This is a genomic window from Wenyingzhuangia gracilariae (genome assembly GCF_056387575.1).
This window is the reverse complement of the sequence record NZ_CM150748.1, coordinates 2,763,377-2,787,147: the sequence shown is the minus strand read 5'-3', so window position 1 is coordinate 2,787,147 and position 23,771 is coordinate 2,763,377. Positions and strand designations below refer to the sequence as shown.

At 32.5% G+C, this 23,771-nt stretch carries 38 protein-coding genes; 11 read left to right on the top strand and 27 right to left on the bottom strand.

From position 1 onward, the window contains the following. Window positions 1-3: 3 nt before the first annotated feature. From ACY2IJ_RS12195 to ACY2IJ_RS12155, 9 genes are all read left to right on the top strand, one after another. On the top strand, window positions 4-1,446 hold the full coding sequence (locus ACY2IJ_RS12195) for a rubredoxin (RefSeq protein ID WP_476724628.1): 1,443 nt from the start codon (window positions 4-6) through the stop codon (window positions 1,444-1,446). Window positions 1,447-1,477: 31 nt separating this feature from the next. Then, window positions 1,478-2,674 (top strand): molybdopterin molybdotransferase MoeA, encoded by a 1,197-nt coding sequence (locus ACY2IJ_RS12190; protein WP_476724627.1) that lies wholly within the window; start codon window positions 1,478-1,480, stop codon window positions 2,672-2,674. A 12-nt stretch (window positions 2,675-2,686) separates the two neighbouring features. Further along, a complete protein-coding gene (gene mobA / locus ACY2IJ_RS12185; protein WP_476724626.1) occupies window positions 2,687-3,256 on the top strand; it encodes a molybdenum cofactor guanylyltransferase in 570 nt (189 codons plus the stop codon). Next, window positions 3,250-3,492 (top strand): MoaD/ThiS family protein, encoded by a 243-nt coding sequence (locus ACY2IJ_RS12180; RefSeq protein WP_476724625.1) that lies wholly within the window; start codon window positions 3,250-3,252, stop codon window positions 3,490-3,492. Before mobA ends, ACY2IJ_RS12180 begins: the two co-directional genes overlap by 7 nt. A gap of 32 nt (window positions 3,493-3,524) precedes the next feature. Then, entirely contained in the window at window positions 3,525-3,959 is a 435-nt protein-coding gene (locus ACY2IJ_RS12175; RefSeq protein ID WP_476724624.1) for a molybdenum cofactor biosynthesis protein MoaE, read from the top strand. Between the two features lie 75 nt (window positions 3,960-4,034). Then, window positions 4,035-4,943, top strand: a complete 909-nt coding sequence (moaCB, locus tag ACY2IJ_RS12170; RefSeq protein WP_476724623.1) for a bifunctional molybdenum cofactor biosynthesis protein MoaC/MoaB — start codon at window positions 4,035-4,037, stop codon at window positions 4,941-4,943. A 42-nt stretch (window positions 4,944-4,985) separates the two neighbouring features. Then, complete coding sequence (gene moaA, locus ACY2IJ_RS12165) at window positions 4,986-5,996, top strand: GTP 3',8-cyclase MoaA (protein ID WP_476726563.1); 1,011 nt, start codon at window positions 4,986-4,988, stop codon at window positions 5,994-5,996. 64 nt (window positions 5,997-6,060) lie between these two features. Next, complete coding sequence (locus tag ACY2IJ_RS12160; RefSeq protein ID WP_476724622.1) at window positions 6,061-6,891, top strand: mechanosensitive ion channel family protein; 831 nt, start codon at window positions 6,061-6,063, stop codon at window positions 6,889-6,891. Then, window positions 6,891-7,871 (top strand): magnesium and cobalt transport protein CorA, encoded by a 981-nt coding sequence (locus ACY2IJ_RS12155; protein WP_476724621.1) that lies wholly within the window; start codon window positions 6,891-6,893, stop codon window positions 7,869-7,871. The genes ACY2IJ_RS12160 and ACY2IJ_RS12155 overlap by 1 nt, the downstream gene beginning before the upstream one ends. Here ACY2IJ_RS12155 and ACY2IJ_RS12150 read toward each other — a convergent pair. Beyond that, complete coding sequence (locus ACY2IJ_RS12150) at window positions 7,868-8,980, bottom strand: aminotransferase class I/II-fold pyridoxal phosphate-dependent enzyme (protein WP_476724620.1); 1,113 nt, start codon at window positions 8,978-8,980, stop codon at window positions 7,868-7,870. The genes ACY2IJ_RS12155 and ACY2IJ_RS12150 overlap by 4 nt on opposite strands. Before the next feature lie 131 nt (window positions 8,981-9,111). On the opposite strand from ACY2IJ_RS12150, the gene ACY2IJ_RS12145 reads away from it, so the two are divergent. Beyond that, window positions 9,112-9,693: a DUF975 family protein gene (locus ACY2IJ_RS12145; protein ID WP_476724619.1), complete on the top strand. Its 582-nt coding sequence runs from the start codon at window positions 9,112-9,114 to the stop codon at window positions 9,691-9,693. 31 nt (window positions 9,694-9,724) lie between these two features. Here the strand turns inward: ACY2IJ_RS12145 and ACY2IJ_RS12140 are convergent, their stop codons facing one another. Continuing rightward, on the bottom strand, window positions 9,725-10,633 hold the full coding sequence (locus ACY2IJ_RS12140) for a glycosyl transferase family 90 (protein ID WP_476724618.1): 909 nt from the start codon (window positions 10,631-10,633) through the stop codon (window positions 9,725-9,727). A gap of 112 nt (window positions 10,634-10,745) precedes the next feature. Between ACY2IJ_RS12140 and ACY2IJ_RS12135 the strand changes: the two genes are divergently transcribed. Next, window positions 10,746-11,303: an acyl-CoA thioesterase gene (locus ACY2IJ_RS12135; RefSeq protein ID WP_476724617.1), complete on the top strand. Its 558-nt coding sequence runs from the start codon at window positions 10,746-10,748 to the stop codon at window positions 11,301-11,303. 55 nt (window positions 11,304-11,358) lie between these two features. On the opposite strand, the gene carA is transcribed toward ACY2IJ_RS12135, so the two are convergent. The 25 genes from carA to rpsS form a co-directional block, all read right to left on the bottom strand. Further along, window positions 11,359-12,459, bottom strand: coding sequence for a glutamine-hydrolyzing carbamoyl-phosphate synthase small subunit (carA, locus tag ACY2IJ_RS12130; RefSeq protein WP_476724616.1), 1,101 nt, complete (start codon window positions 12,457-12,459; stop codon window positions 11,359-11,361). Window positions 12,460-12,604: 145 nt separating this feature from the next. After that, window positions 12,605-13,078, bottom strand: coding sequence for a 50S ribosomal protein L17 (gene rplQ / locus ACY2IJ_RS12125; RefSeq protein ID WP_476724615.1), 474 nt, complete (start codon window positions 13,076-13,078; stop codon window positions 12,605-12,607). A 67-nt stretch (window positions 13,079-13,145) separates the two neighbouring features. Then, window positions 13,146-14,138: a DNA-directed RNA polymerase subunit alpha gene (locus ACY2IJ_RS12120; RefSeq protein WP_167898083.1), complete on the bottom strand. Its 993-nt coding sequence runs from the start codon at window positions 14,136-14,138 to the stop codon at window positions 13,146-13,148. 20 nt (window positions 14,139-14,158) lie between these two features. After that, complete coding sequence (gene rpsD, locus ACY2IJ_RS12115; protein WP_476724614.1) at window positions 14,159-14,764, bottom strand: 30S ribosomal protein S4; 606 nt, start codon at window positions 14,762-14,764, stop codon at window positions 14,159-14,161. A gap of 87 nt (window positions 14,765-14,851) precedes the next feature. Further along, on the bottom strand, window positions 14,852-15,244 hold the full coding sequence (gene rpsK / locus ACY2IJ_RS12110) for a 30S ribosomal protein S11 (protein WP_068827418.1): 393 nt from the start codon (window positions 15,242-15,244) through the stop codon (window positions 14,852-14,854). A gap of 7 nt (window positions 15,245-15,251) precedes the next feature. Beyond that, the gene (gene rpsM / locus ACY2IJ_RS12105) at window positions 15,252-15,617 is read right to left on the bottom strand and encodes a 30S ribosomal protein S13 (protein ID WP_457828934.1); all 366 of its coding nucleotides are present in this window, start codon (window positions 15,615-15,617) and stop codon (window positions 15,252-15,254) included. Window positions 15,618-15,619: 2 nt separating this feature from the next. Next, the gene (ykgO, locus tag ACY2IJ_RS12100; protein WP_013621733.1) at window positions 15,620-15,736 is read right to left on the bottom strand and encodes a type B 50S ribosomal protein L36; all 117 of its coding nucleotides are present in this window, start codon (window positions 15,734-15,736) and stop codon (window positions 15,620-15,622) included. A gap of 11 nt (window positions 15,737-15,747) precedes the next feature. Continuing rightward, window positions 15,748-15,963 (bottom strand): translation initiation factor IF-1, encoded by a 216-nt coding sequence (gene infA / locus ACY2IJ_RS12095; RefSeq protein WP_010137062.1) that lies wholly within the window; start codon window positions 15,961-15,963, stop codon window positions 15,748-15,750. Window positions 15,964-15,965: 2 nt separating this feature from the next. Next, window positions 15,966-17,300 carry a preprotein translocase subunit SecY gene (gene secY, locus ACY2IJ_RS12090; RefSeq protein ID WP_476724613.1) on the bottom strand — a complete coding sequence of 445 codons (1,335 nt, stop codon included), beginning with the start codon at window positions 17,298-17,300 and terminating at the stop codon, window positions 15,966-15,968. A 14-nt stretch (window positions 17,301-17,314) separates the two neighbouring features. Next, window positions 17,315-17,764, bottom strand: coding sequence for a 50S ribosomal protein L15 (gene rplO / locus ACY2IJ_RS12085; RefSeq protein ID WP_476724612.1), 450 nt, complete (start codon window positions 17,762-17,764; stop codon window positions 17,315-17,317). An 11-nt stretch (window positions 17,765-17,775) separates the two neighbouring features. Then, window positions 17,776-17,958 carry a 50S ribosomal protein L30 gene (gene rpmD / locus ACY2IJ_RS12080; RefSeq protein ID WP_476724611.1) on the bottom strand — a complete coding sequence of 61 codons (183 nt, stop codon included), beginning with the start codon at window positions 17,956-17,958 and terminating at the stop codon, window positions 17,776-17,778. An 11-nt stretch (window positions 17,959-17,969) separates the two neighbouring features. Then, window positions 17,970-18,494, bottom strand: a complete 525-nt coding sequence (gene rpsE / locus ACY2IJ_RS12075) for a 30S ribosomal protein S5 (RefSeq protein ID WP_476726562.1) — start codon at window positions 18,492-18,494, stop codon at window positions 17,970-17,972. A gap of 9 nt (window positions 18,495-18,503) precedes the next feature. Continuing rightward, window positions 18,504-18,857 carry a 50S ribosomal protein L18 gene (gene rplR / locus ACY2IJ_RS12070; RefSeq protein ID WP_476724610.1) on the bottom strand — a complete coding sequence of 118 codons (354 nt, stop codon included), beginning with the start codon at window positions 18,855-18,857 and terminating at the stop codon, window positions 18,504-18,506. An 11-nt stretch (window positions 18,858-18,868) separates the two neighbouring features. Continuing rightward, a complete protein-coding gene (gene rplF, locus ACY2IJ_RS12065) occupies window positions 18,869-19,414 on the bottom strand; it encodes a 50S ribosomal protein L6 (protein WP_476724609.1) in 546 nt (181 codons plus the stop codon). Between the two features lie 13 nt (window positions 19,415-19,427). Further along, window positions 19,428-19,826 carry a 30S ribosomal protein S8 gene (gene rpsH, locus ACY2IJ_RS12060; protein ID WP_476724608.1) on the bottom strand — a complete coding sequence of 133 codons (399 nt, stop codon included), beginning with the start codon at window positions 19,824-19,826 and terminating at the stop codon, window positions 19,428-19,430. 74 nt (window positions 19,827-19,900) lie between these two features. Then, a complete protein-coding gene (gene rpsN / locus ACY2IJ_RS12055) occupies window positions 19,901-20,170 on the bottom strand; it encodes a 30S ribosomal protein S14 (protein ID WP_068827434.1) in 270 nt (89 codons plus the stop codon). A gap of 2 nt (window positions 20,171-20,172) precedes the next feature. Next, window positions 20,173-20,724, bottom strand: coding sequence for a 50S ribosomal protein L5 (gene rplE / locus ACY2IJ_RS12050; protein ID WP_476724607.1), 552 nt, complete (start codon window positions 20,722-20,724; stop codon window positions 20,173-20,175). Window position 20,725: 1 nt separating this feature from the next. After that, window positions 20,726-21,034: a 50S ribosomal protein L24 gene (rplX, locus tag ACY2IJ_RS12045; RefSeq protein WP_476724606.1), complete on the bottom strand. Its 309-nt coding sequence runs from the start codon at window positions 21,032-21,034 to the stop codon at window positions 20,726-20,728. A 12-nt stretch (window positions 21,035-21,046) separates the two neighbouring features. Beyond that, window positions 21,047-21,415: a 50S ribosomal protein L14 gene (gene rplN, locus ACY2IJ_RS12040; RefSeq protein ID WP_167188601.1), complete on the bottom strand. Its 369-nt coding sequence runs from the start codon at window positions 21,413-21,415 to the stop codon at window positions 21,047-21,049. Between the two features lies 1 nt (window position 21,416). Next, window positions 21,417-21,674: a 30S ribosomal protein S17 gene (gene rpsQ, locus ACY2IJ_RS12035; RefSeq protein ID WP_068827442.1), complete on the bottom strand. Its 258-nt coding sequence runs from the start codon at window positions 21,672-21,674 to the stop codon at window positions 21,417-21,419. 12 nt (window positions 21,675-21,686) lie between these two features. Then, window positions 21,687-21,872, bottom strand: a complete 186-nt coding sequence (gene rpmC / locus ACY2IJ_RS12030; RefSeq protein ID WP_476724605.1) for a 50S ribosomal protein L29 — start codon at window positions 21,870-21,872, stop codon at window positions 21,687-21,689. Window positions 21,873-21,884: 12 nt separating this feature from the next. Beyond that, the gene (gene rplP, locus ACY2IJ_RS12025) at window positions 21,885-22,313 is read right to left on the bottom strand and encodes a 50S ribosomal protein L16 (RefSeq protein WP_476724604.1); all 429 of its coding nucleotides are present in this window, start codon (window positions 22,311-22,313) and stop codon (window positions 21,885-21,887) included. A 26-nt stretch (window positions 22,314-22,339) separates the two neighbouring features. Continuing rightward, window positions 22,340-23,059 carry a 30S ribosomal protein S3 gene (rpsC, locus tag ACY2IJ_RS12020; protein ID WP_476724603.1) on the bottom strand — a complete coding sequence of 240 codons (720 nt, stop codon included), beginning with the start codon at window positions 23,057-23,059 and terminating at the stop codon, window positions 22,340-22,342. Between the two features lie 12 nt (window positions 23,060-23,071). Continuing rightward, the gene (gene rplV / locus ACY2IJ_RS12015; protein ID WP_476724602.1) at window positions 23,072-23,479 is read right to left on the bottom strand and encodes a 50S ribosomal protein L22; all 408 of its coding nucleotides are present in this window, start codon (window positions 23,477-23,479) and stop codon (window positions 23,072-23,074) included. Between the two features lie 6 nt (window positions 23,480-23,485). Then, complete coding sequence (gene rpsS / locus ACY2IJ_RS12010) at window positions 23,486-23,767, bottom strand: 30S ribosomal protein S19 (protein ID WP_068827452.1); 282 nt, start codon at window positions 23,765-23,767, stop codon at window positions 23,486-23,488. Between the last annotated feature and the right edge of the window lie 4 nt (window positions 23,768-23,771).

Here is a 23,771-nt window from a genome sequence, read left to right as displayed (position 1 = left end):
AAGATGGTAGAAACATTAAAAAGAATTTTTATAAAAGGGGGAGTAATTACACCTAACGAGTTAAAACAAGTTATTTACCTAGCCAAAGCCCTAAACTTAAATAGCATTAGCTTTGGTTCTAGACAAGATATTTTATTGCCTGTTAAAGAAAATCAAGAGCATTTATTAAAAACATATTTTCCTCAGTTTAAACAAGATGTTGAAGAAAATCATAAATTTCAAAACATTGTATCTTCCTATGTTTGTGCCGATGTTTTTCCACAAACACCTTGGCTAAGCGCTACTACTTACTTATACCTGCACGAAGAATTTAAATACAATCCTTCTTTAAAAATAAACATTGTAGATCCTCAACAAAATTTAGTTCCACTTTACAATGGACAATTGAATTTTATTGCTTCTAAAAACGAAGATTATTGGTATTTAAATTTAAATCTACCAGGCTGGAACAAAAACACATCCTACCCCGTTTTAGTTTATACTTGGAACATTTCTAAAGTTGCCAAAGCCATAGAAGATGAGTATAAAAACTTTGACAACATTCAAGAGTTATACAATCGTGTAAACGAATTGGTAGACTCTAACAACAAAGTAATTACAGAACCTTTAAGCATTCCTTTTAGACCATTTCCTTATTATGAGGGAATGAACAAAATGGGAATCAATCAATATTGGTTGGGACTGTATTGGAGAAACAACAAATACGATATTAAATTCTTAGAAGAATTTTGTGATTTCTGTATGGATTATAAAATCAGTAGAATTTGTATTACTCCTTGGAAATCTTTTATTGTAAAGGGTATAGAAAAGGATTATAAATTTATGTTGGAAAAATTCTTAGGACAACGAGGAATTAACGTTCGTCATTCTTCTTTAGAATTAAACTGGCACTTACCTGTAAACGATGCAGAAGCTTTAAAACTAAAACGTTTTATTGTAAAATCTTTTGATCAAAATGATATTAGCACCTATGGTTTAACCATTGGATATCATGAAAGGAGTGAACATCCTCAGTATTTTACCTCTATGATTATAGAGAAAAACCCATCACCTAAAATGGCCAATGAGTTTGAAACTATAAGCTCCTACAACGTTTTATACTGTAAAAACTTTGATCCAAATACAGGAGAATACATTCAGTACGCTCAAAATGTAGAAGAAATTGAATTGCCTGGTTTGTTAATGAAATTGAGTCAGTTGTATTTTGAACAATTAGACACCAATTCTGAAAACGTTGCAAAACCTAAAGAGAATAAAGATACTGGAATTGGTCAAGACAAAATCCATCAATGTAAAAATTGTATGACGGTTTATGATGAAGAGTTAGGTGATGAAGAAGCAAATATTACAGCAGGAACTTCTTTTGATGAATTGCCATCGGACTATGTTTGTAATTTATGCGAAGCCCCTAAAAAAGATTTTATAGAAGTGGTACTTCAAGAATAAATTCTAATTTTAGTCTCTTATTTTATAGTGTATGGACAATAATAATTACATGATTCGTATTTCAGAGGCTATTGAATTGGTAAACACACATACCAATACAGGGAACATTACGCGTAAATCACTTATAAACGCTTTGGATTTCTTTTTGGCAAAAGACACCTTTTCTCCTATCAACATGCCACCATTCAACCAATCAGCAATGGATGGTTATGCGGTTTTGTTTGATGAACAACATCAGAATAATTTTGTGTTGGTTGATGAAATTAAAGCAGGAGACAACAACCACAGAACGTTAGAAGTTGGTCAAGCAGTAAGAATTTTTACGGGAGCTCCTACTCCCACCAATGCAAATGCTGTAATTATGCAAGAAAACACCGCAGTTGCTGATGGAATTCTTACCATAGAAGACACGCTAACCTACAATAAAAACATTCGTTTGGTGGGTGAACAAATCAAACAAAATGAATTGGCACTTACAGCAGGCACTAAATTAAACCCTGCTGCTATTGGTTTTTTAGCAACTTTAGGAATTACCAATGTAGAGGTTTATGAAAAACCAAGCATTACCATTGTGGTAACTGGAAATGAATTGGCCGAAGCAGGAAAACCATTAGAATTTGGTCAGATTTACGAAAGCAATGCCATTATGTTGCAATCTGCTTTGCTTAAAAAAGGATTTGACAACGTAACCATTTTAAAAGTTAAAGACGATTACCAAGCTACTAAAGAAAGTTTACATGCTGCCATTAATCAAAGTGATTTTGTGTTGATTTCTGGAGGAATTTCTGTAGGCGATTATGATTTTGTAGGCAAAGCCCTTTTGGAACTAAACACCCAACAACTGTTTTATAAAATAAAGCAAAAACCAGGAAAACCGTTGTTTTATGGTAAAAATGGAAATACCAATATTTTTGCTTTGCCAGGGAACCCAGCATCGGCCTTAACTTGTTTTTACATTTATATAGAGGCTGCTTTGCAACAATTTATAGGAAATCCTAATTACAAAAAACAAACCGTTAACCTAAGCTTACAAAACAAATACATTAAAAAAGGAATTAGAGGAGAATTTTTAAAAGCGAAAGCCACAGGAAAAAAAGTTACAGTTTTAGGAAGTCAGAGTTCTGCCATGTTAAACACTTTTGCTAGTGCCAATGCTTTGGTTTATTTAGATGAGGGTGTAGGAACCTTTGAAGAAAACACAACTGTTACCACATATATTATTGATTAAACACAAATTGTTATGCATAAAAACATTACCGGAATAATTCTAGCAGGTGGAAAAAGCTCAAGAATGGGTACCGACAAAGGAACTATATTACTGAATGACATAACATTTACCCAGCACATTATTAACAACCTTGCTCCTATTGTTGATGAAATTATTATTGTGAGTGACAATGAAAACTACGATCAGTTTGGAGTAAAAAGAATTCCTGACAACGTAAAAAACTATGGTCCTGTAGCGGCGGTTTACACCGGATTAAAAGCCAGTAAAACCGATTATAGTATTATTGTTAGTTGCGACTCCCCTAAAGTAGATTTAGATGTTTTTAAACCTTTATTAGAACACAGAAACAATAAATATGATATTGTACAATACATTCATAATTCTAGAACAACTCCACTTATAGCTCTTTACAATAAAAAATGTTTGAGTATTTTTAAACTAGCTTTGAAAAATAAAATTCAAAAATTACGTTTTGTTATAAAGCAGTTAGATGACAAAACCCTTATTGCCCCAGAAAAAATTGTTCCTAAAATTATCAATATCAATACCCCTAAAGATTTAGAAAAATACAACATATGCTAATTACCATTAAATATTTTGGAATGCTTATAGAGCATACCAAACAACCTCAAGAAACACTTGAGATTCCAAACTCTATTAGCACTATTCAAGATTTAGAATTGTTCATTGTTACCAAATATCCTGCTCTAAAAAATACGACTTACAATATTGCTCAAAATCAAAAAATAACCTTTAAAGAACAATTATTGAACAATGGAGATGAACTTGCTTTTTTACCGCCATTTGCAGGAGGTTGATTATATTTGTTGTTCTTAAAAAACAGAGTCACATGAAGAAAAAAAACGTATTTGTAGACGGAGCCATTACTCCTGATTTTATTGCCAATTCAATAGCAAAACATCAAACCAAAACAACTATTGGGGCTCATGATATTTTTTTAGGTCAGGTAAGAGCTGATGAAATTGATGGAAAAACAGTTGCTGCCATAGAATATACTGCATACGAAGAAATGGCCAACACTAAGTTTGATGAAATTAGAGAAGCTACCTTTGACAAATTCGAATTGACTTGCATGCACATTTATCACAGTTTAGGTACTGTAAAAGCAGGTGAAATTTGCTTGTTTGTATTTGTATCATCACCTAGAAGAAAACAAGCAATTAAAGCCTTAGAACATTTAGTAGAAGTTATAAAAGCAGAAAGCCCTATTTTTGGCAAAGAAATTTTTGAAGACGAAACACATCAGTGGAAAGTGAATTCGTAGCCGCTAATTATTAGCTTATTTCACCTAAATATAAATTGCCAACGGCTACAAATCAACAGCCAAAATCTCTCATAAATGGTAGACATCACACACAAAAGTAATACTCTTAGAACCGCAACAGCCCAAGCAATTGTAATTGTTAGCAAACAAGAAACCATTGATGCCATTCTAAACAAAACCGTTCCTAAAGGAGATGTGTTTGAAATGAGTCGTGCAGCAGGTTTGTTAGGAATTAAACAAACTCCGTATTTATTACCCGATTGTCATCCGTTACCTATAGAATTTACAGGAGTAGAATATCAAATAAATGGTTTAGAAATTACCGTTTTAATGACCGTTAAAACCATTTATAAAACAGGTGTAGAAGTAGAAGCGATGCACGGTGCTAGCGTTGTTGCTTTAAACATGTACGACATGTTAAAACCTATTGACAAACACGTGGAAATAGGAAGCATTAAACTCTTAGAAAAAAGAGGAGGAAAATCTACCTTTCACAAAAAGAATGGAAAAGGCTTAAAGGCATCGGTTATTGTTTGTTCTGACACTATTTCTGCAGGAAAAAAAGAAGATAAGGCAGGTAAAGCAATTATTAAAAAACTAAACGAGTGTGAAGTGAGTATTGGTGAATACACCATTATTCCTGATGAAAAAGATATTATTCAAGACAAAGCTATTAGCAATAGTCAAAAAGATTTTGACTTGATAATTTATACAGGTGGTACAGGTTTATCTAAAAGAGATGTAACTCCAGAAGCTTTACTTCCTTTACTAGAAAGAAGAATTCCAGGAATAGAAGAAACCATTAGGAACTACGGACAACAAAGAACTCCGTACGCAATGTTATCTAGAAGTGTAGCGGGTATTATTAACAACACTTTGGTAATTGCCTTACCTGGTTCTACCAAAGGAGCAGAAGAATCTATGGAAGCTATTTTCCCTGCAATTTTACACATTTACGGTGTGCTAAAAGGGGAAAGACATTAATCAAAAAATGAGAAGTAAATAATTAATAAAACAACAAATTTTATCAGCACAACCAACCACATATTAGTAGATTCGTTTCACAGAGAACACACCTATTTACGTATTTCTATTACAGAAAGATGTAATTTTAGATGTACCTATTGCATGCCTTCAGAAGGAATACCGTTGTCTCCCAAAAAACACATCATGACCTATGATGAAATCTATACTGTTGCTAAAAAGTTTGTAGACTTAGGAGTTACTAAAATCCGAATTACAGGAGGAGAGCCCTTGGTTAGAAAAGATGTAGAAGTTGTTTTAAGAAAATTAGCTACGTTGCCCGTAGAATTATCTATTACTACCAACGGAGTTTTAATTGATCAATACATCGATATTTTTAAAGAATGTAATCTTAAAAAAATCAACATTAGTATTGATTCTTTAAATCCTACTAAATTTAATTCCATCACCCGAAGAAAAGATTTTCAAAAGGTTCTAGACAACATTCAACTATTTACCAATGATGATTTTTTTACAGTAAAACTGAATTGTGTATTGATGAAAGAAACCAATGATGATGAAATTATTGATTTTATAGACTACACCAAACATCACAATTTAAATTTGCGTTTTATTGAATTTATGCCTTTTGACGGAAACAAATGGAATTTAGACAAGTTGGTCTCTTTAGAAACTATTACTCATAAAGCAATTCAGCATTTTGGAACCAATAATGTTATAAAATTACAAGATGCTCCTAATGACACTTCTAAAAACTATCAAATTAAAGGAGCTGTAGGGAGCTTTGCCATTATAAGCACTGTTACCAATCCGTTTTGCGACAGTTGTAACAGAATTAGGCTAACAGCCAACGGAATGCTTAAAAACTGTTTATTCTCTGGAGGAGAAACCAACTTACTAGACACACTTAGAGCAGGTGGTAATATTGAAAAACCTATAAACATTGCCATTCAATCTAAAAAGAAAGTTAGAGGTGGAATGGATACTCAAGACAAGTTTACTTCAGAAAATTTACGTTTAAACAATCGTAGCATGATAGCTATTGGTGGTTAGAGAATCTATTATCTTTTTGGTATTTGAAATTCCTTTTTTTATACATTTATAAAAAACAATTTGAATGAATGCTATTAGCGATTTTTTAGATATTAACGTACTTTCTTTTGGAGAACACACCATTAAGATTTACAATCTTTTACTAGCCTTGTTAATTTTTATTATTACCAAGGTAATTTTATGGTTGGTTGCTAAACTTATTAGAAAAAGAAATACACTTAACAACACCAATACCAACACTTATGCAATGATTCAGATAAGTGCTTACTTTTTTTGGACGGTTGCCATTGTTTTTATTTTAGAAAGTTTAAGTATAGATGTAAAACTAATTTTAGCAGGTTCCGCTGCTTTATTAGTGGGTATTGGTTTAGGACTGCAACAAACTTTTAATGATTTTATTTCTGGATTAATTTTGCTATTTGAAGGAACTACCCGAGTGGGAGATATTTTAGAAGTAGATGGAGATATTGTTAAAATTCAGGAGATAGGTTTACGAACATCCAAAGCAATTAACCGTTTTGATATTTCTGTAATTATTCCCAATTCTTTAATCACTACAAATAAAGTAATTAACTGGAGTCATCACGAAACCAAAACTTTGTTTACTGTAAAAGTAGGAGTTGCCTATGGTACAGATATAGATTTAGTTATAAAAACCTTAAAAAAATGTGCGAACCATCATCCAGAAATTATAAAAGAAGAAGAAACCGATGTTCGTTTTTCTGATTTTGGAGCTTCTTCTTTAGATTTTACTTTACTTTTTTATACCCGAAATATATTTGCTGCAGAAAAAATAAAAAGCGAAATTAGAATAAATATTGCCAAAGCATTTAAAGAAAATAATATTACAGTTCCATTTAACCAACTGGATCTTCACGTGATAAAAGAAGCCTAATGAAAAACACTTTTTTAAACAGTACTTCTTTAATCAACTATTCTAAAGAGCAGTATAGTTGTGAGCCTATTAGCAACATAGAGAATATAAACTTTAACAGTCCCGATAAATCTATTTTTTGGTTAAATACCTACGGAACTTATCATACCAAAGAATTTAAACAAATTATTACCTCTACTATTTTAGATGATTTTTTGTTAAAATTAGTAAGTAACGACTCTCATCCTAACAAGGTTTTAGAGCTAGACAATGCAATTTTTGTGGCCATAAAAGTATTAAAAACAGAAACCACTAATTTTGATACAGAGCAAATGTTCTTTATTCTAACTCCCAATTATTTATGGAGCATTCAGCAAGAAAAAGGAGATTATTTTGAATGGATTAGAGAACGTATTAAAGAAAACAAAGGAATTGTTAGATCTAAAAAAACAGATTATTTATTGTTCTTAATCTTAGAATCTATCATAGACAATTACGAAGATACGTACGACAAAATTTCTTCGTCTATGAAAACATTAAGTCAAACTATTGATGTAAAACCAACTCCAGAATTTACTCACAATGTAGAAAAAGAAAAAAACACATTAATTACTTTTAAAAGAGCAGCTATTAGTTTGCGTGATATTATTACTCGTTTTGAAAAAATTGAACATCAAAAAATAAATAAAAAGTTTTTTAGCGAACTAAACACACAAGTAAACAACCTAATTAGCAATATAGATTTTGATTTGCAAGAACTAGAAAGTAAAATTAACATGATTTTTAGTATTCAAGGACACCGTTTAAACGAAGTAATGAAAACGCTAACAATCTTTTCCGTTATTTTTATTCCATTAACATTTTTGGCAGGTATTTATGGAATGAATTTTAAAAACATTCCCGAATTACAAACCGAATATGGTTATTTTGTATTGTTAGCAGTTATGGCAATTATCACCTTAATTTCTGTGTACTTATTTAAAAAGAAAAAGTGGTTTTAAAGCACATTTAAAATCACTTTACAAACTCTAGCCAAGTCGTTTTCTGTTAGTGATGAACCACTTGGTAAACACAAACCTCTTTCAAACAAATCATCACTCACTCCATTTTTATAAAAAACATGTGTATGGTATATGGTTTGTTGATGCATAGGTTTCCATAAAGATCTACTTTCTATATGCTCATTAGCCAAAGCCAATCTTACCTTTTCTTTTAAAGAGTTAGAAGGAAATAACACACATGTTAACCAGTAATTACTTTCTGTATTTATACTAGGCTCTAAAAACACAAGTTCTTTTCCATTCAAAGCTTTTTTGTAATATTGATGATTCTTTTTTCTACTCATCAAAAAATTTGGCAACAAATCTAACTGTGCCACACCAATAGCTGCTAATACATTACTCAACCTATAATTGTATCCTATTTGATTGTGTTGATAATCGGAAGTGTTCTCTTTAGCTTGGCTTGACAAATACCTAGCTTTATCAATATATTTTTGATGATTTGACACCAACATACCTCCTCCAGAAGTTGTTATTATTTTATTTCCGTTAAAAGAATATACACCTACATCTCCAAAAGTACCAATTGCTTGCTGTTTATAAATAGCACCCAAAGCAGATGCTGCATCTTCTAAAACTAAAATATTGTACTTCTTTGTAATGGCTAAAATTTGGTCCATTTTGGCAGGAGTTCCATACCCTTGTACCAGAATTAAAACTTTGGGTTTTTGTCCTTTTTTTATTTCTTTTACAACGGCTTGTTCTAACAAAACCGGACAAATGTTCCACGTATCCACCTCAGCATCAATCAATATAGGAATAGCTCCTAAATAAGTAACCGGGTTTACAGATGCTACAAACGTAAAAGTAGAACACAACACCTTATCTCCCTTTTTAACTCCCAAAACTTGTAATCCTAAATGAATGGCTGCTGTCGCAGAATTTAAAGCTACAGCGTAAGGAACTTTTACAAAATCAGCTAATTTCTGCTCAAATTCATCTAACATAGGTCCTAAAGGAGCAATCCAATTACTTTTAAATACAGAACCTATCAATTCTTGCTCATTCCCTTTTGCATCTGGGGGTGATAGATATATTTTTTCTTTCAACGACTTCGTTTTTTGCTAAGGTAGCAAAAAAGCAAATGTGATGATAAACACAGTTAAATTTTAAAAGAATTCCTTTTATAGTTCTACAAAATTGTGGTTAACTTACGTCCCTAAATTATTAAACATAAAAAATGGTTACTGAAAACACTACTTTAATGCAATCGGCAAGAAAATCTCTAGAAAATAATTGGGGAATTGCTATTGGTACTTTTCTTATTTACACAATTATTATTTCTATTGCTTCTTATGCAGCCATCATTATTACAGGTCCTTTTGCTTTAGGACTTGCTTTATTTTCTTTAAATATAAGTAGAGGTAAAGAACTTAAAATAGAACAAATTTTTCAGGGTTTTAATAGATTTGCTGATGGATTGATTGCTTATCTACTCATTTTACTTAATGTATTCTTGTGGTCTTTACTATTTATCATTCCAGGAATTATCAAAGCTTTTTCATATTCAATGACCTATTTTATTATGGTAGACGAACCTGAATTAAGTCCGCAACAAGCCATGAAAAAAAGTCAAGAAATGATGGATGGTTACAAAATGAAATATTTTAGACTTACCCTACGTTTTATGGGTTGGTCTTTACTTTGTTTATTAACATTTGGAATTGGTTTTCTTTGGTTAATTCCGTACATGTATGTTACTTATACAAAGTTTTACGAAGATTTAAAAACAGATCCTCTACAAGAAATTGGAAACTATTAACAAATAACGACCTGTTATATTATACAGGTCGTTATTTTTTTTGCAAACTAAAGTATTTATCTACAACTCCAAAAGCAATGGCTTTTTCTTGTTTGGCATTCCTAAACTGAGCAACATAGCTATTGGCATTTTTAATAATTTCTAAAGCTTTATCTGTATTATTGATATAATAATTTAATTTTTCTTCCAAATCAGAATAATCATCTTTAATACAAATAAAATGCACATCTGGTATTAAGGTTCCTTCCATAAACCAGGTTTCATATTTAGGCATGGGCATTACCGCAATAGAATTTGACGACATAATCCATTTTAAGTTTGTAGCCACATCATTCCCTTCTAAAGACAAAACAAATTTATATTTTAAATGTTCTTTTATAGACAATTTAGTGGTTGCCCATTTTTGATTTACTTTAGGTGAATTTACAGCTCCTAAATTACATAAAGGATGATCAAAATACTTTTCGTAAAAAGAAATTCTATGCGGATGGTAATCAAAAATTTTTGCTCTACCAATTAAGATGTTCTTTTTTTGAGTATAGGCCAATTTGTCATTCACAAATTTAAAATGCCTTACTTTATTTAGCTTTAATAAAACTGAATTTTGGTTGGAGTCACTAATAGGTCTACTTTTAACAAATGTGGGTACATTAGGTACCTTTACTACATCTCCAAACTCATAAAATATTCTATTCTCTTTTGGATAAAATCTTAAGACTTCAATTAAATCAAAATAATAGGTTTTTAATTTTCTAGGCTTTCTAAAATCCTGAATGGTTTTTCCGTTCGCTTTATCAAAAAAAGTTTCTAATTTATTATAATAATTAACTCTGTTTAGACTATTCTCATCTGCTGTATTTATCTTTTTTTTAAATAAAGTACGAGGCAATACATCCAAAATAGTATTTTTAACATAGTACTTAAATTTTATCAATCCCATAAATACAAATCTTATCTTTACGGTTCAAAACTACAATATATTTTGTAGATATCAAGAACATAAAAACTACGTATAATTACGTATATTTGTAGCAAGTTATAAAACTATAGTTATGCCAGAAAACATAAAAAGTCCTCAGGACTCTGCTGTAGAAATTACAGAGTTAATGAAACCAATGAATTCTAATTTTAGTGGAAAAATACATGGAGGTTATATATTAAACCTAATGGATCAAATTGCGTTTGCTTGTGCTTCAAAATATTCCGGACAGTATTGTGTTACGGCATCGGTAAATACCGTAGATTTTAAAAACCCTGTGAATGTTGGTGAGTTTTTAACTCTTAAAGCTAGGGTTAATTACGTTGGAAACACTTCTATGACCGTTGGAATAAGAGTAATATCTGAAAATATACAAACTGGTGAAAAAAAACATTGCAATTCTTCTTATTTTGTAATGGTAGCCAAAACAAAAGATGGTAAAAATGCTGTTGTGCCTAAATTAAAACTTAGAAACTCTGAAGATGTAAGACGTTTTATACGTTCTAAAAGTAGGCTTGAAACTAATAAGTTAAGAAAACAAGCTTTTAGCAAACAAAGCTTTAATTATAAAGAACATTTAGAGGAACTAAAAGACTTTAATGTGTATATAGATCCTAGTTTACTAGATTAAATTAAAAAGGCCTTAGTGTGATTAAACTAAGGCCTTTTTAAGTAAATTATTTATATTAACTTTTCATGTTCTCAATAAATTGATCAAACAAGTAAGTTGCATCATTAGGTCCAGGACCTGCCTCTGGATGGTATTGTACAGAGAACACTTTTTTATCTTTAATTGCAACACCAGCAACGGTATTATCATTTAAGTGTACATGAGTAATTTCTACGTGATTTGTAGCCTCTACATCTTCTCTACTAATATTAAATCCATGATTCTGAGATGTAATCTCACCTTTACCTGTAATTAGGTTTTTTATTGGGTGATTGATACCTCTATGTCCATTGTGCATTTTATATGTAGAAATCCCTTGAGATAATGCTATAATTTGGTGCCCTAAACAAATTCCAAACAAAGGTAAATCTTTATCTATAATTGTTTTTGCTATTTGCTGAGCACTTTCTAAAGGTTCTGGATCTCCAGGACCATTTGATAAGAAATATCCATCAGGATTAAAAGCTTCCATTTCTTCAAAAGTAGCTGTACAAGGAAAAACTTTAATATAACAATCTCTCTTTGCTAAATTTCTTAAAATATTCTTCTTAATTCCTAAGTCTAAAGCCGAAACTTTGTAAGTTGCGTTTTCATCACCATAGTAATAAGGTTCTTTGGTAGATACTACAGAGGCTAAATCCAATCCAACCATACTTGGAGCATCTTTTAATTTAGCCATTAAACCATCTATATTATCAACATCTGTAGAAATTAAAGCATTCATTGCTCCATGCTTTCTAATGTAGCTTACAACTGCTCTAGTATCAACATCAGTAATAGAAATCAATTTATGTTTTTTGAAATAATCTTCTAAAGATCCATCAGAACGTTCTCTAGAATATTCATAACTAAAATTTCTACACACCAATCCAGCAATCTTTATTCCGTCAGACTCTACTTCATCATTATTTACTCCGTAATTACCAATATGTGCATTGGTTGTTACCATAATTTGACCGAAATAAGAAGGATCTGTAAAAATTTCTTGATAACCAGTCATACCAGTATTGTAACAAATTTCACCTATACTGGTTCCATCTATTCCAACAGACTTCCCTTCAAAAATAGTTCCGTCTTCCAATAATAAAATTGCTTTTTTTAATTCTTTGTACTTCATATAAAGTTGTTTTTGTTGTTGGGTGGAGGTTTGTCACCTAATCTTTCAACAAAGAATGTTTGTAAAAATATTTGTGCAAATATAAAAAAAGGATAAACTATAAAATAGTTTATCCTTTATATATTTTACTTTATCGTAAAAATCATTATTCTTCAGTAGTTTCTGTAGATTCAGCAGCAGCCTCAACTTGAGGTGCATCAGCTTTTTTCTTAGATCTACGAGTCGTCTTTTTCTTTTTAGCTCCGTTAGGGTTGTAGATTTCGTTGTAATCAACTAATTCTACCATAGCCATTGGTGCGTTATCTCCTTGACGATTTCCTAGTTTAATGATACGTACGTATCCACCTGGTCTATCAGCTACTTTAACAGCAATTTGTTGAAATAATTCTGATACAGCATATTTGTTTTTTAAGTAAGAAAAAACAACTCTACGATTGTGAGTAGTATCTTGCTTAGATTTTGTAATGATAGGCTCAACATACATACGTAAAGCTTTTGCTTTAGCTACAGTTGTGTTAATACGCTTGTGTTCTATTAAAGAACAAGCCATATTTGCTAACATTGCATTTCTATGTGCTGTTTTTCTACCTAAGTGGTTAAATTTCTTTCCGTGTCTCATTGTACATGATTTTTAGCTTTCATCTTGCATCTACCCTCTTTGGGGAGCAAAATATGAAAGGATTATACTAGTCTTTGTCTAATTTGTATTTACTTAAATCCATTCCGAAATGTAAATTTTTAACATTTACCAATTCGTCTAACTCTGTTAAAGACTTTTTACCAAAGTTTCTAAATTTCATTAAGTCGTTTTTGTTAAAAGATACAAGATCTCCTAACGTTTCTACTTCTGCTGCTTTTAAACAGTTTAATGCTCTTACAGATAAGTCCATGTCCACCAATTTAGTTTTTAACAACTGTCTCATGTGTAATGATTCCTCATCATAAGTTTCTGTTCTTGCAATTTCATCTGCCTCTAAAGTGATACGCTCATCAGAGAATAACATAAAGTGGTGGATTAAAATTTTTGCAGCTTCAGTTAAAGCATCTTTAGGGTTAATAGATCCATCAGTAACTACATCAAAAACTAATTTTTCGTAGTCTGTTTTTTGCTCTACACGGTAATTCTCTACAGCATATTTTACATTCTTTATAGGAGTGTAAATAGAGTCTGTAAAAATAGTTCCTAAAGGCACATTTACTTTCTTGTTTTCTTCAGCAGGAACAAATCCTCTACCTTTTTCAATAGTAATATCAAAACTTACAGCTACAGAGCTATCTAAGTTACATATTACTAAATCTGGGTTTAAAACTTGGAAACCTGAAGTAAACTTTTGTATATCACCAGCAGTGATTTGGTTCTGACCTGATACTGATACAGAAACTGTTTCTTTATCAGTGTCTTCTATCTGTTGCTTAAAACGTACTTGTTTTAAGTTTAAGATGATTTCAGTAACATCTTCAACAACACCTTCTACAGTTGAGAATTCATGCTCAACTCCTTCAATGCGTAAAGAAGTAATAGCGAAACCTTCTAAAGAAGACAATAATACTCTTCTCAAAGCATTACCTACTGTTAAACCAAAACCTGGCTCTAACGGTCTAAATTCGAATTTACCTTCAAAATCGGTAGATTCAATCATGATAACTTTATCTGGTTTCTGAAAATTTAATATTGCCATAGCTAACTGGTGTCTATTTATTATTTCGAGTATAACTCGACGATTAATTGCTCTTTGATGTTTTCTGGAATCTGAATTCTTTCAGGTACAGTAACAAACGTTCCTGTTTTGGTATCATTATTCCAAGTTAACCACTCAAAAACAGTTGAAGTACTAGCTAAGCTATTTTCTATAACTGTAAGTGATTTAGATTTTTCTCTTACACCAACAACATCACCAGGCTTCAATTGGTAAGAAGGAATGTTAACGATTTCTCCGTTAACTGTAATATGTCTGTGTGATACTAACTGACGAGCTCCACTTCTTGAATTAGATAATCCCATACGGAATACAGTGTTATCTAAACGAGATTCACATAATTGTAATAAAACTTCCCCTGTAATTCCCTTACTTGCTGATGCTTTCTTAAATAAATTAGAAAACTGACGTTCTAAAATACCATAAGTATACTTTGCTTTTTGTTTTTCTTGTAATTGTAAAGAATACTCAGAACGTTTAGCTCTTTTCTTTGCCAACCCGTGTTGACCAGGTGGGTAATTACGTTTTTCAAAAGACTTATCGTCTCCAAAAATTGCTTCTCCAAACTTACGAGCAATTTTAGTTTTAGGTCCATTATATCTTGCCATAATAAAAATTTTAAAAATTGACAGTTATGAATTAAGGCTTAGTCCTTCGATAACTTTATAGTGCCAACTTTATTGTTAATTAAAAAATTATATTCTTCTTCTTTTTGGAGGTCTACATCCATTGTGTGGCAATGGTGTTACATCTATAATTTCTGAAACTTCGATTCCTGCATTGTGAATTGTACGAATTGCAGATTCTCTACCATTTCCAGGTCCTTTTACGTATACTTTTACTTTACGTAATCCTGCTTCGTGTGCTACAGCAGCACAATCTTCAGCAGCTGTTTGTGCAGCATAAGGAGTGTTCTTTTTAGATCCACGGAATCCCATTTTACCTGCAGAAGACCATGAAATTACATCTCCTTTTTTATTTGTTAAAGAAATGATGATGTTGTTAAATGAAGCTGTAATGTGTGCTTCTCCAACAGACTCAACAATAACTTTACGCTTTTTAGCGGTCTTTGTATTAGATTTAGCCATAACTTAATTATTTCTTTTTGTTCGCTACAGTTTTACGTTTTCCTTTTCTTGTTCTAGAGTTGTTTTTGGTTCTTTGACCTCTTAACGGTAATCCAGCACGGTGACGGATTCCTCTAAAACATCCAATATCCATTAATCGCTTAATGTTTATTTGGATTTCTGAACGTAACTCACCCTCTATAGTGTAAGTTCCTGCTTGTTCACGAATTGCTCCGATTTGAGCATCAGTCCAATCTTGAACTTTAATGTTCTCATCTACTCCAGCATTTGCTAAAATCTCTTTAGCTCTAGTTTTACCAATTCCAAAAATATAAGTTAACGCTATTACACCACGTTTGTTCTTTGGAATGTCAATACCTGAAATTCTTGCCATAACTAACCTTGTCTTTGTTTGAATCTAGGATTCTTTTTATTGATTACATATAATCTGCCTTTTCTACGCACAATCTTGCACTCGGCACTTCTCTTTTTTATTGATGCTCTTACTTTCATCGTATGATATTTTAGTATCTATAAGTAATTCGAGCCTTTGATAAATCATAAGGACTCATTTCTAACTTAACTTTATCTCCAGGTAATAATTTAATATAATGCATACGCATTTTACCTGAGATGTGTGCAGTAACAATATGACCATTTTCTAACTCTACTCTAAACATAGCGTTAGATAATGCTTCTGTAATTGTACCGTCTTGTTGTATTGACGCTTGTTTTGCCATAATTAAATTGTTCCTCTTCTTTTAGTTCCAGTTTTCATTAGACCGTCGTAATGTCTGTTTAGTAAATACGAGTTAATTTGCTGGATGGTATCGATTGCAACACCTACCATAATAATTAACGAAGTACCTCCGTAAAACAGAGCCCAGTTTTGTTGAACACCAAAATGAACTACAATGGCTGGGAAAACAGCCAGCAAAGCTAAGAAAATAGATCCAGGTAACGTAATTTTTGACAAAATACTATCTAATTTTTCTGCAGTCTCAGTACCTGGGCGGGTTCCCGGGATAAATCCTCCACTTTTTTTAAGGTCATCAGCCATTTTATTTGTTGGAATTGTGATTGCTGTATAGAAATAACTAAACACAATAATCAAAACACAGAATAAAATATTGTAACCCCATCCATTAAAATCAGATAATGCATTGAATACTGTTTGCATCGTACCATCAGTGTTTCTTGCTATTAATCCAGGAACAAACATAATTGCTTGTGCAAAGATAATTGGCATTACTCCTGCTGAGTTTAATTTTAAAGGAATATACTGTCTTGCTCCTTGAGCATCATCTATACTTCCTACAACAGTACGTCTAGCGTATTGCACTGCAATTTTTCTTACAGCTGTTACCAATAATATACTTGCCAATATAATTGCCAACCATACAATAATTTCTAAAAGAATCATCATGAATCCTCCAGAACCAGCTGCATATTTAGATGTTAATTCTTGCATAAATGCACCAGGGAATCTTGCTATAATACCAATCATAATCAATAATGATATACCATTACCAATTCCTTTTTCAGTAATACGTTCTCCTAGCCACATTGCAAAAACAGTTCCTGCAGTTAATAAGATCATTGAAGAAATCCAGAACATTCCACCTTGTCCCAATAAGTATGCCTCTTGAGGTATACCTAAGGTTGGTAAACTTGTTAAATAAGCTCCTCCTTGCACAACAGTAATTCCTATTGTTAACCAACGTGTAATTTGGTTGATCTTATTTCTTCCGCTTTCACCATCTTTTTGTAATTTTTGTAAATAAGGAACTGCAATCCCCATTAACTGTACTACAATAGATGCTGATATATATGGCATAATCCCAAGAGCCATAATAGAAGCTCTTGAGAATGCACCACCTGTAAATGCGCTTAATAAACCTAAAAGACCATCAGAAGTTTTACTTCCTAATGCCGTTAATTGTTGAGGATCTATTCCTGGTAAGGTTACCTGAGCCATAAATCTGTAAACTGCCATTAACCCTAGAGTTAATAATATTTTACCTTTTAACTCATCAATTGACCAAATGTCTTTTATGGTTTGGATAAATTTCTTCATCTACTTAATAATAATTATAAAGTTACAGCTTCTCCTCCAGCAGCTTCAATAGCAGCCTTTGCAGTTCCCGTAAATTTGTGAGCAGTTACGTTTAATTTAGCTTTCAATTCTCCACCACCTAGTATTTTAACTAAGTCGTTTTTGCTTGCTAAACCATTTTCTACTAATACAGCTAAATTAACTGTATCTGTAACTTTACCACTTTCTACTAAAGATTGTAACTTGTCTAAATTAATTCCGTTGTATTCCTTACGGTTTACATTGGTAAATCCAAACTTAGGTACTCTTCTTTGTAATGGCATTTGACCTCCTTCAAAACCAACTTTTCTAGAATATCCAGAACGTGATTTTGCACCTTTGTGTCCTCTTGTAGCAGTACCTCCATGACCAGAACCTTCACCTCTAGCAATACGTTTACCACTTTTTACAGAACCCTTAGCAGGTTTTAAATTGTTTAAACTCATCTTTTTATAACTTATTTAATTTCTTCTACAGAAATTAAGTGTTTAACTTTATTCACCATTCCTACAATTGATGGAGTAGCATCATGCTCAACAACCTTTCCAATTTTAGTCAAACCTAACGCTTCTAAAGTTCTTTTTTGAACTTGCGTACGGTTTATTTGGCTCTTTACTTGTGTTAATTTAATTTTTCCCATGGTATTCAATATTAACCGTTAAATACTTTGTCTAAAGAAATTCCTCTCTCAGCAGCCACTTGTTGTGGACTTCTTAATTGTAATAAAGCATCAAAAGTTGCTTTTACAACATTGTGAGGGTTAGATGATCCTTGAGACTTAGATAATACATCATGTACACCAACTGATTCTAATACCGCACGTACAGCTCCACCAGCGATAACTCCGGTACCGTGTGATGCAGGTAATAATAATACCTTAGAACCACCAAATTTACCTTTTTGTTCATGTGGTAAACTAGCGTTCATTAATGGAATACGAACTAAATTCTTTTTAGCTTCTTCTACAGCCTTAGCAATTGCAGATGCAACATCTAAAGATTTACCAGATCCGTAACCTACTACACCTTCACCATTTCCTACTACTACAATAGCAGAAAATCCAAAAGTACGTCCACCTTTTGTAACCTTAGTTACACGGTTTACAGCTACTAAGCGATCCACTAACTCTAATCCGCTTGGCTTAACTCTTTCTACGTTTTTATATCCTTGCATAATATAATTTTCTTAAAATTTTAAACCAGCTTCTCTAGCTGCTTCAGCTAATGCTTTAACTCTACCATGGTATAAATAACCATTTCTATCGAATGCTACTGTTTGAACACCTACTGCAGATGCTTTTTCTGCAATTGATTTACCTACTAATGCTGCTATTTCAACTTTAGTTCCTTTTGCATCGATTTCTTTATCTCTTGATGATACAGAAGCTAATGTTACTCCTGCTTTATCATCAACTAATTGAGCGTAAATTTCTTTGTTACTTCTAAACACAGATAATCTTGGTTTAGTTGCTGTACCTTCAGAAATTTTTCTAATTCTACGCTTAATTCTTTGTCTTCTTTCAAGCTTTGATAATGCCATAATACTATAAATTATGCAGATTTACCTGCTTTTCTTCTTAATTCTTCACCTACAAACTTAATTCCTTTTCCTTTGTATGGTTCAGGTTTACGGAAAGAACGAATCTTTGCTGCTACTTGACCTACCAATTGCTTATCGAAAGAAGTAAGTTTTACGATTGGATTTTTACCTTTATCTGATACTGTTTCAACCTTAACTTCTGGAGCAATATCTAACACAATGTTGTGTGAGTATCCAATAGCTAAATCTAAAACTTGACCTTGATTTGAAGCTCTATATCCAACTCCAACTAATTCTAATTCCTTAGTCCATCCTTTAGACACACCTTCAATCATGTTGTTGATTAAAGCTCTGTATAAACCATGTTTTGCTCTATGGGTTTTAGATTCTGTTGGTCTATCTAAGATAAGTTTTCCTTCTTCTTCTTTAATACTGATTCCATCAGTAATTTCTTGAGATAATTCTCCTAATTTCCCTTTTACAGTAACTGTGTCTCCGTTAATAGTAACAGTAACACCAGCTGGAATTGCGATTGGGCTTTTTCCTATTCTTGACATACTATTCTATTTTTTAGTAAACGTGACAAATTACTTCACCACCTATGTTTTCAGTTGCAGCTTGCTTAGATGTCATTACTCCTTTAGAAGTAGAAACTATAGCAATACCTAATCCGTTTAATACACGTGGTAAATCTTCAACACCAACATACTTTCGTAAACCTGGTGTAGAAATACGTTCAATTTTCTTAATAACTGATTCGTTTGTTTCTGGATTGTATTTTAAAGCTATTTTAATTGAATCCTGAGCATCTCTTTCTTCAAATTTATAACTTAAAATATATCCTTGGTCAAAAAGAATCTCTGTGATTGCTTTTTTAACTTTTGATGCAGGAATTTCCACAACTCTGTGACCTGCTAAATAAGCATTTCTTACTCTTGTTAAGTAATCTGCTATTGGATCTGTATACATAATAATTGTATTGGTTTAGATTATCACCCTGAAACAAGCTCAGGGCTAGCATCTAAAATTAATTCTTAAAAATTTTACCAACTTGCTTTTGTAACACCTGGGATCAACCCTTGGTTAGCCATTTCACGGAAAGTTACACGAGAAATACCAAATTGTCTCATATATCCTTTTGGTCTTCCTGTTAACTTACAACGATTGTGAGTACGAATTGGAGAAGCATTTTTAGGTAACTTCTGTAATCCTTCATAATCACCAGCTTCTTTTAAAGCTTTACGTTTTTCAGCGTATTTGGCAACTGTTTTAGCTCTTTTTCTCTCACGAGCTTTCATTGATTCTTTAGCCATAATTAGTTCTTTTTAAATGGTAAACCTAATTCTGTTAATAATGATTTAGCTTCTTTATCAGTAGCTGCAGATGTTACAAAAGTAATATCCATACCACCAATTTTTTTCACTTGATCAATATTAATTTCAGGGAAAATAATTTGCTCAGTAATACCTAAGTTATAATTTCCTCTTCCATCAAAACCAGTAGCTTTAATACCGTTAAAATCTCTTACACGTGGTAAAGAAGCAGTAATTAATCTGTCTAAGAATTCGTACATTTTAGTTCCACGTAAAGTTACTCTTGCCCCAATTGGCATTCCTTTACGTAATTTAAATGTTGCGATATCTTTTTTAGACAATGTTGCAACTGCTTTTTGTCCTGAAATAGTAGTTAACTCTTCTACAGCGTAATCTACCAATTTCTTATCTGCAATAGCAGCACCTACACCTTTAGAGATTACTATTTTCTCTAATTTAGGTACTTGCATAATATTGCTATATCCGTACTCTTCAGTTAAGGCAGCCTTAATTCTGTCAGTGTACTCTTGTTTAAGTCTTGGAATATAACTCATATTAAATAGCTTTTTCTGATTTTTTAGAAAAACGCACTTTTTTACCATCTTCTACTCTATAACCAACTTTAGTAATGTTTCCATCTTCTAAAATAGCTAAGTTAGAAATTGGCAAAGCAGCCTCTTTCTTTACAATTCCTCCTTGAGGGTTTTGAGCACTTGGCTTAGTGTGCTTAGAAACTAAGTTTACACCTTCAACAATTGCTTTGTTTTTTTCAGTAATAATCTTTACTACTTTTCCCTCTTTACCTTTTTGATCTCCAGCAATAACTCTTACTGTATCTCCTGATTTAATTTTAATCTTTGCCATTTTTTACAAATATTAAAGCACCTCAGGTGCTAATGATACAATTTTCATGAATTGCTTATCACGAAGTTCTCTTGCTACAGGTCCAAATACACGTGTCCCAGACATTTCTCCAGTTGCGTTTAACAACACACATGCGTTGTCGTCAAAACGAATGTAAGAACCGTCTTTTCTTCGTACTTCTTTAGAGGTACGAACAACAACAGCTTTAAATACTTGACCTTTTTTAGCGTTTCCATTTGGAGTTGCAGACTTTACAGTAACTACAATTTTGTCTCCAATAGATGCATAACGCTTTCCTGTTCCTCCTAAAACACGGATCACTAAGACCTCTTTAGCTCCAGTGTTATCTGCTACGTTTAATCTTGATTCTGTCTGTAACATACTATTTCGCTCTTTCTAGGATTTCTACTAATCTCCAACGTTTAGATTTACTTAAAGGTCTTGTTTCCATGATTCTTACCGTATCTCCTATGTTGCAGTCATTTTGCTCATCGTGTGCAACGTACTTTTTCGTATTCAATACGAATTTTCCGTACATTGGGTGCTTTACTTTTTTAACCTCGGCAACAACAATAGACTTGTCCATTTTGTTACTAGATACAACACCAATTCTTTCTTTTCTAAGATTTCTATTTTCCATCTTGTAAAAATACTATTGTCTGTTAGTTAACTCAGTAGCTACTCTTGCTACAGTTTTTCTAAGCGCTCTTAACTCTAAAGGATTCTCTAATGGAGAAATAGCATGAGCCATCTTAAGATCAGTATAGTTCTTTTTAAGAGAAACTAATTTCTCTTGCAAATCCGCTACCGATAATTCTTTAATTTCTGATTGTTTCATTTCTCTTAGATATTAAGCGTTTTGATAATCTCTCGCAACAACGAACTTAGTTTTAACTGGCATTTTTTGAGCTGCTAAGCGCAATGCTTCTTTAGCAACATCGAAAGGTACACCTCCGATTTCAAACAATATTCTACCAGGCTTTACTACGGCTACGAAATATTCAGGAGCACCCTTACCTTTACCCATACGTACCTCTAAAGGCTTTTTTGTAATAGGCTTATCTGGAAAGATTTTAATCCATAATTGTCCTTCCCTTTTCATATAACGTGTCGCTGCAATACGACCTGCTTCTATTTGTCTTGAGGTAATTAAGGCTTGTTCTAAAGATTTAATTCCAAACATACCGAAAGCAAGTTGGTTTCCTCTTTGAGCATTACCTTTTAAATTACCTTTACCTTTCTGTACCTTACGGTACTTTACTCTTTTAGGCTGTAACATTTCTAAATTCTAATTTTTGTGAAAAATTATTTTCTTCTACGAGGTGCTTTCTTACCTGCATTGTTTCCACCTTTTCCTCCTGACTTTTTAGCCAAACCTACTAATGGAGACAATTCACGCTTTCCATAAACCTCACCTTTCATTATCCACACTTTCACTCCGATTCTACCGTAAGTTGTATGTGCTTCTACCAAAGCATAATCAATATCAGCTCTAAAAGTAGATAAAGGAATTCTACCTTCTTTATAGTGCTCTGAACGTGCCATTTCTGCTCCGTTTAAACGACCTGAAATTTGGATTTTAATCCCTTCAGCGTTCATACGCATAGTTCCTGCAATAGCCATTTTAATTGCACGTCTGTATGAAATTCTATTTTCAATTTGACGAGCAACACTTGCTGCAACTAAATTAGCATCTAATTCTGGACGCTTGATTTCAAAAATATTGATTTGTACTTCGTTTCCAGTTAATTTTTTCAACTCCTCTTTCAACTTGTCTACCTCTTGTCCACCTTTTCCGATAATGATACCAGGTCTAGCTGTAGTGATAGTAACGGTTACAAGTTTTAAAGTACGTTCAATAATTATTCTAGAAACGCTCGCTTTGTATAATCTTGCGTTTAAATACTTTCTTATCTTATTGTCTTCAGCAATTTTATCTCCGTAGTCATTACCTCCGTACCAGTTAGAATCCCATCCTCTGATGATTCCTAAACGATTTCCTATTGGATTAGTTTTTTGTCCCATTTCTACTTATGATTATTTGCTTTCAACATTTTTACTTCCCAACACAATAGTAACGTGATTAGAACGCTTGCGAATTCTGTGTGCACGACCTTGTGGAGCTGGTCTTAATCTCTTTAACATTGCTGCAGAATCTACAGTAATTGTTTTTACATATAAATTAGCATCTTCTAAACTAGCATCTTCGTTTTTTGCTTGCCAGTTTGCTATTGCAGACAATAACAACTTTTCAACATTTATAGATGCTTCTTTAGAGCTAAACTTCAAGATTTGTAAAGCTTTTTCAACCTCTACTCCTCTTACTAAATCAGCCACCAATCTCATTTTTCTTGGTGATGTAGGACAACCAGTCAATTTAGCGAAAGCTACTTCTTTCTTTGCTTCTTTGATCTGTTTTGCCATATTATGTTTACGAACTCCCATATCCTACTATTTTTTTCCTTTATTTTTCTTGTCTGCACCGTGACCTCTAAAGGTACGTGTTGGTGAAAACTCTCCTAATTTATGACCTACCATGTTTTCAGTAACATATACTGGTACAAATGTTCTTCCGTTGTGAACTCCAATAGTTTGTCCAACGAAATCTGGAGTAATCATAGAAGCTCTTGACCATGTCTTTATAACTTCTTTGCTACCTGCTTCTGCATTCGCAATAACTCTCTTCTCAAGTTTATGAAAAATGAAAGGTCCTTTCTTTAATGAACGTGCCATGTCT

Bases quoted from the DNA above. Each gene is read 5' to 3' on its own strand.
- secY (WP_476724613.1), bottom strand. From the start codon at position 17,300: ATGAAGAAATTTATCCAAACCATAAAAGACATTTGGTCAATTGATGAG.
- ACY2IJ_RS12180 (WP_476724625.1), top strand. From the start codon at position 3,250: ATGCTAATTACCATTAAATATTTTGGAATGCTTATAGAGCATACCAAA.
- ACY2IJ_RS12160 (WP_476724622.1), top strand. From the start codon at position 6,061: ATGAATGCTATTAGCGATTTTTTAGATATTAACGTACTTTCTTTTGGA.
- ACY2IJ_RS12195 (WP_476724628.1), top strand. From the start codon at position 4: ATGGTAGAAACATTAAAAAGAATTTTTATAAAAGGGGGAGTAATTACA.
- infA (WP_010137062.1), bottom strand. From the start codon at position 15,963: ATGGCAAAACAAGCGTCAATACAACAAGACGGTACAATTACAGAAGCA.
- rplP (WP_476724604.1), bottom strand. From the start codon at position 22,313: ATGTTACAGCCTAAAAGAGTAAAGTACCGTAAGGTACAGAAAGGTAAA.
- carA (WP_476724616.1), bottom strand. From the start codon at position 12,459: ATGAAGTACAAAGAATTAAAAAAAGCAATTTTATTATTGGAAGACGGA.
- rpsQ (WP_068827442.1), bottom strand. From the start codon at position 21,674: ATGGAAAATAGAAATCTTAGAAAAGAAAGAATTGGTGTTGTATCTAGT.
- ACY2IJ_RS12145 (WP_476724619.1), top strand. From the start codon at position 9,112: ATGGTTACTGAAAACACTACTTTAATGCAATCGGCAAGAAAATCTCTA.
- rpsN (WP_068827434.1), bottom strand. From the start codon at position 20,170: ATGGCTAAAGAATCAATGAAAGCTCGTGAGAGAAAAAGAGCTAAAACA.
- ACY2IJ_RS12140 (WP_476724618.1), bottom strand. From the start codon at position 10,633: ATGGGATTGATAAAATTTAAGTACTATGTTAAAAATACTATTTTGGAT.
- ACY2IJ_RS12190 (WP_476724627.1), top strand. From the start codon at position 1,478: ATGGACAATAATAATTACATGATTCGTATTTCAGAGGCTATTGAATTG.
- rplX (WP_476724606.1), bottom strand. From the start codon at position 21,034: ATGGCAAAGATTAAAATTAAATCAGGAGATACAGTAAGAGTTATTGCT.
- rplV (WP_476724602.1), bottom strand. From the start codon at position 23,479: ATGGGAGTTCGTAAACATAATATGGCAAAACAGATCAAAGAAGCAAAG.
- rplQ (WP_476724615.1), bottom strand. From the start codon at position 13,078: ATGAGACACGGAAAGAAATTTAACCACTTAGGTAGAAAAACAGCACAT.
- rpsD (WP_476724614.1), bottom strand. From the start codon at position 14,764: ATGGCAAGATATAATGGACCTAAAACTAAAATTGCTCGTAAGTTTGGA.
- rpmC (WP_476724605.1), bottom strand. From the start codon at position 21,872: ATGAAACAATCAGAAATTAAAGAATTATCGGTAGCGGATTTGCAAGAG.
- rplN (WP_167188601.1), bottom strand. From the start codon at position 21,415: ATGTTACAGACAGAATCAAGATTAAACGTAGCAGATAACACTGGAGCT.
- ACY2IJ_RS12135 (WP_476724617.1), top strand. From the start codon at position 10,746: ATGCCAGAAAACATAAAAAGTCCTCAGGACTCTGCTGTAGAAATTACA.
- rpsK (WP_068827418.1), bottom strand. From the start codon at position 15,244: ATGGCTAAATCTAATACAAAGACCGCTAAAAAGCGTAAAGTTATTGTT.
- moaCB (WP_476724623.1), top strand. From the start codon at position 4,035: ATGGTAGACATCACACACAAAAGTAATACTCTTAGAACCGCAACAGCC.
- rpmD (WP_476724611.1), bottom strand. From the start codon at position 17,958: ATGGGAAAAATTAAATTAACACAAGTAAAGAGCCAAATAAACCGTACG.
- ykgO (WP_013621733.1), bottom strand. From the start codon at position 15,736: ATGAAAGTAAGAGCATCAATAAAAAAGAGAAGTGCCGAGTGCAAGATT.
- rpsC (WP_476724603.1), bottom strand. From the start codon at position 23,059: ATGGGACAAAAAACTAATCCAATAGGAAATCGTTTAGGAATCATCAGA.
- ACY2IJ_RS12175 (WP_476724624.1), top strand. From the start codon at position 3,525: ATGAAGAAAAAAAACGTATTTGTAGACGGAGCCATTACTCCTGATTTT.
- rpsM (WP_457828934.1), bottom strand. From the start codon at position 15,617: ATGGCAAGAATTTCAGGTATTGACATTCCAAAGAACAAACGTGGTGTA.
- rpsS (WP_068827452.1), bottom strand. From the start codon at position 23,767: ATGGCACGTTCATTAAAGAAAGGACCTTTCATTTTTCATAAACTTGAG.
- rplF (WP_476724609.1), bottom strand. From the start codon at position 19,414: ATGTCAAGAATAGGAAAAAGCCCAATCGCAATTCCAGCTGGTGTTACT.
- mobA (WP_476724626.1), top strand. From the start codon at position 2,687: ATGCATAAAAACATTACCGGAATAATTCTAGCAGGTGGAAAAAGCTCA.
- rplR (WP_476724610.1), bottom strand. From the start codon at position 18,857: ATGGCATTATCAAAGCTTGAAAGAAGACAAAGAATTAAGCGTAGAATT.
- ACY2IJ_RS12120 (WP_167898083.1), bottom strand. From the start codon at position 14,138: ATGGCAATATTAAATTTTCAGAAACCAGATAAAGTTATCATGATTGAA.
- rplO (WP_476724612.1), bottom strand. From the start codon at position 17,764: ATGAGTTTAAACAATTTAAAACCTGCTAAGGGTTCTGTAAAAAGTGGT.
- rplE (WP_476724607.1), bottom strand. From the start codon at position 20,724: ATGAGTTATATTCCAAGACTTAAACAAGAGTACACTGACAGAATTAAG.
- rpsH (WP_476724608.1), bottom strand. From the start codon at position 19,826: ATGTATACAGATCCAATAGCAGATTACTTAACAAGAGTAAGAAATGCT.
- ACY2IJ_RS12155 (WP_476724621.1), top strand. From the start codon at position 6,891: ATGAAAAACACTTTTTTAAACAGTACTTCTTTAATCAACTATTCTAAA.